This window comes from Intestinibacillus massiliensis, from assembly GCF_900155735.1.
Classification (GTDB): domain Bacteria; phylum Bacillota; class Clostridia; order Oscillospirales; family Butyricicoccaceae; genus Intestinibacillus; species Intestinibacillus massiliensis.
On sequence record NZ_LT707056.1, the window covers coordinates 54,675 to 65,443 of the forward strand.

General features: G+C 64.3%; 7 protein-coding genes and 2 pseudogenes. 2 read left to right on the forward strand and 7 right to left on the reverse strand.

Annotated features, from left to right (window positions below):
* Window positions 1–82: 82 nt before the first annotated feature.
* The 4 genes from CZ203_RS05480 to proC all read right to left on the reverse strand — a co-directional run bounded on the left by CZ203_RS05480 (window position 83) and on the right by proC (window position 3,193).
* Entirely contained in the window at window positions 83–688 is a 606-nt protein-coding gene (locus tag CZ203_RS05480) for a zinc dependent phospholipase C family protein (RefSeq protein WP_159456380.1), read from the reverse strand.
* Between the two features lie 248 nt (window positions 689–936).
* Window positions 937–1,809, reverse strand: coding sequence for a radical SAM protein (locus CZ203_RS05485; protein ID WP_087065150.1), 873 nt, complete (start codon window positions 1,807–1,809; stop codon window positions 937–939).
* A gap of 67 nt (window positions 1,810–1,876) precedes the next feature.
* Window positions 1,877–2,236, reverse strand: a complete 360-nt coding sequence (locus tag CZ203_RS05490) for a hypothetical protein (RefSeq protein WP_087065151.1) — start codon at window positions 2,234–2,236, stop codon at window positions 1,877–1,879.
* 144 nt (window positions 2,237–2,380) lie between these two features.
* On the reverse strand, window positions 2,381–3,193 hold the full coding sequence (gene proC, locus CZ203_RS05495) for a pyrroline-5-carboxylate reductase (RefSeq protein WP_087065152.1): 813 nt from the start codon (window positions 3,191–3,193) through the stop codon (window positions 2,381–2,383).
* A 136-nt stretch (window positions 3,194–3,329) separates the two neighbouring features.
* Here proC and CZ203_RS15455 point away from each other — a divergent pair.
* Window positions 3,330–3,410, forward strand: a pseudogene (locus CZ203_RS15455) (hypothetical protein); the annotation flags it as partial.
* Window positions 3,411–3,853: 443 nt separating this feature from the next.
* Here CZ203_RS15455 and CZ203_RS15460 read toward each other — a convergent pair.
* A pseudogene (locus tag CZ203_RS15460) lies at window positions 3,854–4,096 on the reverse strand (pyrroline-5-carboxylate reductase family protein); the annotation flags it as partial.
* 136 nt (window positions 4,097–4,232) lie between these two features.
* Here CZ203_RS15460 and CZ203_RS05505 point away from each other — a divergent pair.
* The gene (locus CZ203_RS05505) at window positions 4,233–5,150 is read left to right on the forward strand and encodes an FUSC family protein (protein ID WP_159456381.1); all 918 of its coding nucleotides are present in this window, start codon (window positions 4,233–4,235) and stop codon (window positions 5,148–5,150) included.
* An 814-nt stretch (window positions 5,151–5,964) separates the two neighbouring features.
* Here CZ203_RS05505 and CZ203_RS05515 read toward each other — a convergent pair.
* The gene (locus tag CZ203_RS05515) at window positions 5,965–10,398 is read right to left on the reverse strand and encodes a PAS domain-containing protein (protein WP_087065156.1); all 4,434 of its coding nucleotides are present in this window, start codon (window positions 10,396–10,398) and stop codon (window positions 5,965–5,967) included.
* Window positions 10,395–10,766, reverse strand: coding sequence for an Hpt domain-containing protein (locus CZ203_RS05520; RefSeq protein WP_087065157.1), 372 nt, complete (start codon window positions 10,764–10,766; stop codon window positions 10,395–10,397). The genes CZ203_RS05515 and CZ203_RS05520 overlap by 4 nt, the downstream gene beginning before the upstream one ends.
* Between the last annotated feature and the right edge of the window lie 3 nt (window positions 10,767–10,769).

Genomic DNA, 10,769 nt, shown 5'->3' on the forward strand with positions numbered 1-10,769 from the left:
GCGCGCTGCGCCGCAAACAAACTTTCCCGGCATGCAAAAAGGCCACCTGCTCAAGGCAGGTGGCCTTCCCTATCGGTTTTGGTTACGCCGTTGCGGTCGCCGTCTCGCTTGCCGGCTCGCAGACGTAGGTGATATTGATCACCGCAAGCACAACCATCGTGCACACGCGGCAGATGTAAACGACATCGTTCGCGATGCAGTGGCGCTCGGTCTCGTTCTTATACTGCCCGTGCAGGTCCGCGATACGGCGCAACAGGGCGTCCAGCGTGAAGGGCGGGATCACCGGGCTGACCCAGCGCTCGAACTTCTCGTCGTCGATCCGCTTGCCGATGCGCAGGCTGGTGCGCTTCTCGTAAATATAGTGCGCGAGCAGGTTATGGTTGTAAATATCGTCGTTGTGGGGATAGGAGAAGAAATCGGTCATATAATGGCAGATTTCGCCCAGGTCCACACTGACGTCACGCCCGTTGACCGGGCCGATCGAGTGCTTTTCGGTGAAGGCGCGGATTTTGTCCATGACTTCATCGTACATGACCGAAGGGTAATGCCGCTTGGTGAGGTATTCGCCCTTGAGGTCGGGCTTGAGGTTGCCATAGAGAAAAGCCGACTGGTCAAAAGTCACGCCGCAGGTTTCCTCGACATAGGCGAGCAACGTGCGCGCGACTTTCGTGTGCGAGATTGAATCCATTCTAATTCCTCCGAAAAACGTGGCCCGCCCGATCCGGGAAGATGTGCGGCGGTCCGCTTCGTACTCCGCTTCCAATCTGCGCCGGGGCTTCCTCGCCGGCGCCTGCGCGCATACCGCGCGTAATAAAAGAACTACAGCCATTATAGCACAATATTTAAGGTCGTGCCATTTTTTTTGCAAAAAACACCGTTCTGTCACCAAAATAGTGAAGGGTATACAATTGGAAGTGGAGATTTTGTTGAAATTGGCTATCTTGCACGAAAGGCTTCGCTGCGGAATTTGATCTTGCCGTCCAGCGCCTGGCGCAGGCGGGCAATCATGGCTTCCCGGTCGCGGTTGAGCGTGCCGGCCAGGTTGACGTAGTTCGAGGCGTGGTTGGCGCGGAACACGCTGCCCTCGCAGTCGATATGCTCGAGCAGGGTGAGGGTTTCCGCGGCGATCTCCATGGGGCTGAGCAGGTGGAACCGCCCCTCCTGCCAGTCGCGCATCAGCGGCGTTTCCTGCTCGAAGAGCAGCGTCAGCAGGCCGATATAGTGCGGCTTCATGCGCGAGAGCACCTCGGCGGTCTTGACCGCATGCTCCTCGGACAGCTCGTCGCCGCCCAGCCCGGCGATCGCCGTGACGGACAGCTTCATGCCCGCTTCCTTGACCATCAGGCCGGCGCGCACGATCTCGTCCGCGGTCTCGCCCTTGTTGACGCGGCGCAGCACCTCATCCGAGCCGGACTCCACGCCGAGATAGATCATTTCCAGGCCGAGCCGGTGCAGCTCATCGAGGTCTTCCTGCTTTTTGCACAGGATGGACGCAGGCGAGCCATAGCTCGTGACCCGCTCGCACTCCGGGATGACCTCCCGGATATAACGCAGGATTTCCGCCATATGCTCTGGGCGGCACATCAGCGCGTCGCCGTCCGCGAGGAAGATGCGGTCGATCTGCTTGTACATGCGGCGCGCCTCGTCGAAATCGGCCTTGACCTCCTCGATCGGGCGCACGCGGAAGCGCTTTTCCTTGTACATATCACAGAAGGTGCACTTATTATGGCTGCAGCCAATCGTCACCTGCACAATCAGGCTGTAAGCTTCGCTTGGGGGCCGGAAAACGCGGCCTTCGTAGTAAACCATTGGTCTTTCCTCCGTTCCTGAAATGACAAAACAGGGCGGAACCCTGTCCCGCCCCGCATGTCCCTTGTTATTCCTGTTCCTCGTCCGTTTCCGGGGCTTCTTCCTCCGCCGCTTCCGCTTCCGGGGCGTCCTGCCCTTCGGGGAAGCCCTCCGGCGGCTCCTCGGAAATGGAGATCTGCCCGTCGCAGCAGTCGCCGCCCTGGGCGGCGCAATCGTCCAGGCAGTCGCAGGAAGCGCAGGCGCTTTCATTCTCCGCCATGAGGTCGTCCAGCTCGTTCATGGCCTTGATCTCGGCCTCGTGGTAGACCTGCTCGCGCTTCTGGTGCTTAAAGAGCGCGAGCAGCGTCGCGCCCGCGCCGACCGCGGCGCCCGCCAGGAGGAATCCCAGGCCAAAGCCCCTTTTAGCATTTTTTACTTCATTTTTCATATCTTTTCACCTCATTATGTGAAATGGCGTTACACAAAAGTTTTAATACCTAAACTGTATCACAGCCTGCGCGGGCTGTCAATTGCCGTTCATAAAATTTCATTTCCCGTTTCGAAAATAGACATAATCCCTTGAAAAAGGCAGTTATTTCCCGAGCTCATAGGCGCGCGCAATTGCCTTGTCGCTGGCCTCCGCGACGATCGCGTCCAGCCCGCGCGCCTCGAATACGCGCACGCCCTCGATCGTGGTGCCGCCGGGCGAGCAGACCGCGGCGATCAGCTCCTGCGGGGACTTGTCCCCCTGCATCACCATTTTGGCCGAGCCGGCCAATGTCTGGCAGATGAGCGCGAGCGCGTCTGCGCGGGCGATGCCGTGCGTTTCCGCCGAGCGCGCGAACGCCTCGATGAACTGGTAGGCGAAGGCGGGCAGGCTGCCGTTATAGGGGATGACCTCGTTGAGCATCTCCTCGCGGTCAAACACGGCGGTGGTGCCCATCGCGCCGAACAGCGCCGTGACCGCCTCCAGCTGCGCCGCCGTCGCCGCGCCGTTCTTGACGAGCGCGGACGCGCCGCAGCCCAGCATCAGCGGCGTATTGGGCATGACGCGCACGATCGGGCAATCCGCGCCGAGCGCGCGCCCGATCTTGCCGAAGGTCACGCCCGCGGCGATGGAAATGACGAGCGGCTTGGGGTCCGCGCCCGCCGCCGCAAGCGCCGGCAATATCTCGTCGAAGTTCTGCGGCTTGACGCCCAGGACGACCCACTCGCAGCCCGTGTACACGTCCTGGTACGCATCTGTCACGGCAAAGCCGCGCGCCGCCTTTTCCGCCCGCTTTTCCGCGGTGCGGTTGAACATCAGGATTTCGTCCGCCTGCATCATCCCCGCGCGCACCGCGCCTTCAGCGATGGCGGTGCCCATGTTGCCCGCGCCGAGCACGCCCATTTTATAGGTTTTCATCGTAAAATTCCTCCCGCCGTGTGTCCCGTTTCCCCTATTGTACCACACCCCGCGCACCCGCGGCAACTTGACGGGCAGGGAATCTATGGTATACTTAAAAATGTTGGATTTTTACCCCCGAAAGGAGTGGTCGCCCATGCTGCGGCGCCATCTCGGGCTGCGCACCGTCAAGACCGGCCTTGCGGTCGCCCTCGCCCTGTTTTTCGTCACGCTGCGCGGCAGCCCGGCGCCCATTTTCGCGGGCATCGGCGCGATCGTCGCCNGGGTGCCGACCGGCTCGGTGCGCGTCTCGCCGTCCTTTGTCAGCAGCAGGTACGGCCACAGGCCGTCCTGCACGGGGACGGAAAGCGACGCGGTATACGCGCCGCCCTCCCAGACGGCTTCGGCCTCGTATGGCGCATCCGCGCCCTTGACCGTGAACACCGCGGTCTCGCTTTCGGCGCGCACGCGCGGCACGGCGCGCAGGGACAGCCGGACGGTATCCGTCCCCGGCTCGTATTCCCGCCCGACCTGGTATTCGAGCAGGGCGGGCGGTTCGGACGGCGCCCCCTGCGGCACCGTGACCACGGTCTGCCCGGCGGGCAGGCCGTCTACCTGCGCCTGCAGCCGCACAAGCCATACCGTGCAGACGGCNGGGTCCGCGCCCGCCGCCGCAAGCGCCGGCAATATCTCGTCGAAGTTCTGCGGCTTGACGCCCAGGACGACCCACTCGCAGCCCGTGTACACGTCCTGGTACGCATCTGTCACGGCAAAGCCGCGCGCCGCCTTTTCCGCCCGCTTTTCCGCGGTGCGGTTGAACATCAGGATTTCGTCCGCCTGCATCATCCCCGCGCGCACCGCGCCTTCAGCGATGGCGGTGCCCATGTTGCCCGCGCCGAGCACGCCCATTTTATAGGTTTTCATCGTAAAATTCCTCCCGCCGTGTGTCCCGTTTCCCCTATTGTACCACACCCCGCGCACCCGCGGCAACTTGACGGGCAGGGAATCTATGGTATACTTAAAAATGTTGGATTTTTACCCCCGAAAGGAGTGGTCGCCCATGCTGCGGCGCCATCTCGGGCTGCGCACCGTCAAGACCGGCCTTGCGGTCGCCCTCGCCCTGTTTTTCGTCACGCTGCGCGGCAGCCCGGCGCCCATTTTCGCGGGCATCGGCGCGATCGTCGCCATGAGCCGCACGCTCAAGGACGCGGTGCGCGCCTGCCTGACCCAGCTCGCCGGCATCACCTGCGGCGTGGGCATCGCCTGCCTGTTCCTGGCGGTGTTCCCGGATTTCAAGTTTTTCCTGGTCGGCGTGGGGATCATACTCGTTATTTTATGCTGCAACGCGCTCAAACTTGACTTCGCGGTCCCGCTGTCCTGCATCGTGTTCGTCTCGGTCTGCATGATGGACCCGGAGAGCGACTACCTGCTGTACGGCGTGAACCGCCTGCTGGACACCTCGGTCGGCCTGGTGACGGCGCTGGCGGTCAATGTCGGCATCAAGCCCTATAACAACCGCGCGCGCATCTCCAATATGCTGACGCATATCCAGCAGCTTTTCCCCGGCTACCTCGACACGCGCGTGCTGCGCCGCCAGTACCCCGACCTCGGCGCGCTGCACCAGAAGCTGCGCACGCTGGACGGCGAACTGTCCGTATTCGAAAAGCAGCCGCCCCCGTCCCTGTCCCACCGCCGTGCGCAGCGCGAGGCGCGGCGGGACGACGCAGCCTACCTGCGCGGCTGCCAGCAGCTCCTGTCCAAGATGACGGACGAGCTTTCCGCCCTGTGCAACATGGATTCCTCGCCCCCGCCCAGCCCGGAAAACTGCGCGCGGCTGGCCGCGCTCGGGCTGTCCATCCCTGAAAACGTATATGAGGCGGGCAAATGCGAGGAGGCGGACGTGACGGTGCTCAATTTCCACCTCAAAAACCTGCTCGACGCCTACGGCTTCCTGAGCGACCTCAACCAGCCGGTATAATGCCGGCTTTCCCGGCACCCTTTTGGGGGCGGCTTCACGGCCGCCCCTTTTTTACAGGTTTTTTGCGCCGCCGTAACAGGTTCCGCCCCCCTGCGTTGTTTCCCTGATAGGAAGGCGCCCGGCGGCCGCCGGCTTTAGGGCGTCATGCCCTTCAAGCTCTCGTACCGGCGGCTGGTCGACCCCGGCGGGATCGGACGCATCACGATGGGGGATACCGAGCTCCCGCTCCCATAGGCAAAAAGGAAGCCCGCAGGCGATTGCCTGCGGGCTTCCTTTTTATCCGTCCCCGTCCGGGAATTCGACATGCCCGGCATACGCCTTGCCGTAATTGTCGAGCACCTCCACCGCGACGGAGACGCCCTGTTCCGCGTACTCCCCGCGGAACGGCGCGTAGGCCGTCACCTCATACACCGTCCCGGCCGCGGCTCCATCGGCCGCGCCCCCAAAATCGAGCGCCTGCGTGGCCACCGCCTTGCCATCGGCAAACAGCGTGGCCGTGCCGGAAACCGGCCATACGCGGGATTCGCCGCTGTCCCCGTCGGGGTCGGACGCCCAGGCTGCCACCATGGCGCGGCCGTCCAGGTACAGCTTGCCGCCGCGCGCCCGCGNGCTCATCCCCTGCGCGCGGCGCAGCGCCGCGATTTTTTCCCCTGTCGTCATTGTCAAAAGCACCGCCTTCCCTTCGCCTACAGCGTACCCGCCCGATCCTGCCCGCGCCACCAACTGGGCGTTTCTTTTTGTCAACCGCGGGTTGCATCCCTGCTTTTTGGGCAAAAAAGGGGACGCCGGCCTCTTTGCGGCGCCCCCTGCCCTGTTACCCCTCCGCGCTGCCGAGCGTATGGTACAGCGTCTCCTGCAGCACGTCCATATCAATGGGCTTCGCCACATGCGCGTCCATCCCGGCGTCCGCCGAGGCCTGGATATCCTCGGCAAAGGCGTTCGCCGTCATGGCGATGACCGGGATGCGCGCCGCGTCCGCGTGGCCGCTTTCGCGGATGGCGCGGGTCGCCTCGTACCCGTTCATGACCGGCATCTGGATATCCATCAGCACCGCGTCGTAGGTGCCGGGCGCGGCCTCGAGGAAGGTGCGCACCGCCTGCGCGCCGTCCCCCCGCACGTCGCAGGACGCGCCGTACATCAGCAGCAGCTCGGAGAGGATTTCCGCGTTGATGGCGTTGTCCTCCGNGCGCACCGTGATGCTGCCGCCCATCAGGTCGACCAGCCCCTTGGTGATGCTCAGGCCAAGCCCCGTCCCCTCGACGCGCGTGGTGTTGCGGCTGCGGGTAAAGGGGTCGAAAATGTGGGAAATAAAGCCCTCCGGCATGCCGACCCCGGTATCGCGCACCGTGAACCGATAGCGGACATACCCGTCCCCGGCCACGGCGGGCAGCTCCTCCACCTGGAAATCGACCCGGCCGCCCTCCGGCGTGAACTTGATGGCGTTGTTGAGGATGTTGATCAGGATCTGGTTGATGCGCAGCGCGTCGCCGTAGAAGCAGGCGTGCCGCACGTCCCCCGCCTGGATTTCAAACCGCAGCCCGGCCGCCCGCGCCTGCGGCTCCATGATCGCGGAGAGCTGGCCGAGCAGGTCGGGCAGCAGGATGCGCACCCGGCCGAGCGTGATCTTGGCGCGCTCGATCTTGCTCATGTCCAGGATGTCGTTGATCAGGCTGAGCAGGTGCCGGGACGCGACGGAAATCTTTTGCAGGCAGTCCGATACCCGCGCGGGGTCGTCCGGATGGGCGCTCGCGAGCGCCGTCATGCCCATGATGGCGTTCATCGGCGTGCGGATATCGTGGCTCATGGCGGAAAGGAAGTCGCTCTTGGCACGGCTGGCCTCCTCGGCCAGCGACAGCGCCTTTTCCAGTTCGCGCTTGGCCCTGCGCTCCGCGGCCAGCATATCGGTCACGTCGGCCCGCACAAGGCAGACCGTCCGCCGGTTGACGTCGCCCCACAGCACGTTGACCTGCTTGTACCGCAAGCCCTGCGAAGGGTCTGCCCCGCGGTATGGCATCACGAAATCGTAGCCCATGGGCTGCGCCTCCAGCCGCGCGCACATGGCCTCCAGCCGGAACTGCTCCCGCGCGTCCAACCCGCCGTCCGGGACGTAGCTGCGCGTGAACTGCCCCAGCAGGGAGGAATACCCGTCCGCCACATACGGCGCGAGGTTTTCCAGCACGGTCTGGCGCGTGTACATGGTCAGCCGGTCGCTGCATATATCGATAAAGCCGATCATCTCGAAGGTATAGGCCATGATATGCAGCATGCCCTGCTGCTCCCGCACGGAGTCCGTGATGTCGGTGCGCACAAGGCACACGCGCCCCAGCCGCAGGTCGACGGGGGAGACCGTGATGTTCTTGGTGCGGATATCGCCCTTTTCCGCCTCGATGCTGAAGGCGAAGGTATACGGCCCTTCCTCGAGCAGGCGGCGGCGCATGCGCCCCGGCTCCAGCGCCTGCTGGTAACGCTCCCGGTCCCTCGGCACCACCAGGCTGCGCCCCATTTCCTGCAGGCGCGCCGAGTGGCGGCCATGCTGCGCGGGCAGGTTTTGCGCGGCGGCGTTTGAAGCCAGGATCGTATAGGTGTCCCGCTCCAGGTCGAGGTCGATGATGAAATCATAGTTTGTTACGGAAAGCTGGTGCAGGATGCGGTCGGTGATGGTCTGCTCCGTCACGTCGGTCACGGTCAGGATGCCGATCAGGTCGCCGCTGTCCGGCGTTTCCACCAGGTTGACCTTGAACTGCGCGTAGCAGCCGCGCGCCTGCCCGGGCAGGCGGATAAAGCACTTCTGCACCGTCTCCGCCCCGTTTTCCCACGTGCCCCCCGGCGGGGACAGGAATGCCTCCAGGAAGGCCCCGCGCTCGTCCCGCTCCAAAATGCAGCCCGCGAGGCCGGTAAAGAAGCCCTCCGCCCCCGTGCCGAAGGCTTCGAGCAGCGCGGAACCGGTGTGGTCGATGATCTCCAGCACCTGCCCCTGCGTCACATTGTAGTGGCCGACGATCAACGCGTCCGGGTCGGCGCTGCGGTAATGCTGCATCAGCAGTTCCTTGTACTGCGCGCGCAGGCGCTCCTGCTGCGCGCGCTCCTCGGTCACGTCATGGTAGACCGCATACACGCGGCACTCCTCGCCCTCGTCCTGGATGATGGAGAAATTGACCTTGACCCAGATGTAGCCGTCCGTGCCGTGGCGCAGCCGGTACACCATTTCGCACCGCCCCTTGCCCGCGGCGATATAGTCGCGGATGCGCCCCTTGACCATCGCGGCGTCGTCAGGGTGGATGCCTGCGCCCGCGTCCCCGCGGTAAAGCGCCCAGGTCTCCCCCGGGGCCATGCCGGTCATCGCGGCGAACCCGTCCGACAGGAATTCCGGTACCATTTCGCCGGTTTTCCGGCAGCAGACGACCGCGACCCCGCCCGGCAGGTTCTTGACCATAGTCTGGAAATAGCGGTCGAGGCGCTCCTTCTCCCGGCGCATGCCGACCTCGTCGGTGATGTCGCGGACATATTTGATGTAGGCCGGGATGCCGTTCCAGTCGGTTTCCCGCACGCGGGTGCTGTAATAGCGGCCGTCCACCTGCATCTCATGCTCCTCGCCGTCCGCGCCGTACGTGCCGATGGGGCAGGACGCGCAGGGCGACGGCATGCCGTGCAGCGCCGCGTAGCATTTTTGCCCGCTGCACTCCGCGCCCCCCAGGAAGAGCCGCCGCGCCTCGTTGGCGTAGAGCAGGCTGTAGCTCTCCCGGTCGATCACATAGATGCCGTCCGCCGTCTCGTTGGCAATGCCCTGGAACAGGCGCGCCTCGGCCGACATGCCGGTAAACACGGCGTAAAACCGCGTGCTTTCCGCAAGCGGCCCCATGCGCCGCCCGTTTAAATGGATCCAGATCAGCCGCCCGTCCTTATGGCGCATGCGGTAGGATACGTCGAGCACCCCGCCGCCTATCACCGAAGCCTGCGCCGCCGCGAGCACGCGCGGGCGGTCCTGCTCATAGATGATGTCGAGCGCGTCGTCCCTTACCAGCCCTACAAACTCCTCCCGCGTGTGGCCGGAAAGCGCTGGCACGCCGTCGGAAAAATACGTCGGGATGAACCGCTTGCCCTCCACGCGGTAGCTCGCGATGCCGCCCGGGATGGAATTGACCAAGTGGTCAAGCTCGGACTGCGTCTCCTTGAGCGCGGTGATGTTATGGAACACGCAGTGGAGCAGCGGGCAGCCGTCCTCCTCGCCGATCTGCCGCGCCTGGACGTGCACCCAGACGATATGCCCGTCCCGGTGCAGCTTGCGGAACTCGAAATCCGCGACCTCATGCCGCTCGATGGCCTCGCGTATCCTGCCCACCACCATGGCGGTATCCGCGGGGTAGGTCATCACCGCCGCGTCGCCCTTGGCCAGCTCGTGGTATTCCTCCACCGTGTAGCCGGAAAGTTCCGGCACGCCGTCGGAAAAGTAGACCGTCTCAAAGATATCCGAGACCTTATAGATTGCCACGCCGCCCGGGATGGCGTTTATGATATCCTCCATCTTTTCATTCGCGTCGGCTAGCTCCTTCTCCAGGCGCATGCGTTCGCTGATATCGGTATACACGGCGTACAGCAGCCTCGACCCGTCCCCCTGCAGGCTGGACGAGCCTTCGAGGCGGATATGGCGGTATTCGCCCCGCTTTTCGTTAAACATGCGGAAGGTGATGCGCAGCACGCCGCCGCCCATAACCAGGCCCTCCACCTCTTCCTTCAGATGGCCCAGGTCGTCCGGGTGGACGCCCCAAAAGGACATCTCCCGGCGGATCTTGTCAGCCCGCCCCTCCGAACAGCCCAGCAGCTCGAAAAACGCGGGGTTGTGGAACAGGGGCGTGATCCGGCCGCCGTCCGCGCGGTACACGCACAGGCCGCAGGGGATGCTGTTAAACGTCTGCTCCAGCGTTTCCTGGAGCGCGTCCAGCCGCGCGCCGCCCTGCCGGGGCGCCGTGATATCGACGATAAATTCGATTTGCGCCGGGCGGCCGCCCCAGTCGGCCGGCTTGCCGCTCACCCGGTAGGTGCGCGTCCCGCCGGGCGGGCTGAATTCCCGCGTATAGGCGCCGCCTTCCGGGTCGGGCGGGCACGGGGTATCCCAGCCCTCCAGCGCCTCGGCGGCACGGTTGCAATACAGCACTTCCCGCGTGTCCCGCGCACGTACCAAAATGGCGGCTGGCGCATCATCCAGCACCGCCGCCATTTGGGCGGCAGAGGGGAGTTTTTCCCACATCATGCCGCACCGCCCCCTTTTAATGCGTCGCGCAGACCGCGCACCTTTTGGAATTCCTGCTGGACGCCCGCGTACAGCGCCGCGTAGGCGCAGCCGGGCGTGCCCGCGCGCAGCGGCTCCACGATCGCGCAGACCGCGGCGTACAGGGGCGTCAGCCCCATGTTGGCCGCCACGCCCTTGAGGGTATGCGCCGCCGCAAAGGCCGATTGCAGGTCGCCCCCGTCCAGGGCTTCCCCAAGCTTCGACAGGTTTTCATCCTGGAAGAGCATATCCAAAAAGCGCAGGTACATGGCTTCATTGCCCATAAAGCGTTCCATCGTGGCCGCATAGTCCGCGCCATATGCTTCAAACGTCTCTTGAAAGCCCTGCATCCG

Coding starts and splice junctions, on each gene's coding strand:
- CZ203_RS05480 (WP_159456380.1), bottom strand. CDS start 688: ATGGATTCAATCTCGCACACGAAAGTCGCGCGCACGTTGCTCGCCTAT.
- CZ203_RS05485 (WP_087065150.1), bottom strand. CDS start 1,809: ATGGTTTACTACGAAGGCCGCGTTTTCCGGCCCCCAAGCGAAGCTTAC.
- CZ203_RS05490 (WP_087065151.1), bottom strand. CDS start 2,236: ATGAAAAATGAAGTAAAAAATGCTAAAAGGGGCTTTGGCCTGGGATTC.
- proC (WP_087065152.1), bottom strand. CDS start 3,193: ATGAAAACCTATAAAATGGGCGTGCTCGGCGCGGGCAACATGGGCACC.
- CZ203_RS05505 (WP_159456381.1), top strand. CDS start 4,233: ATGCTGCGGCGCCATCTCGGGCTGCGCACCGTCAAGACCGGCCTTGCG.
- CZ203_RS05520 (WP_087065157.1), bottom strand. CDS start 10,766: ATGCAGGGCTTTCAAGAGACGTTTGAAGCATATGGCGCGGACTATGCG.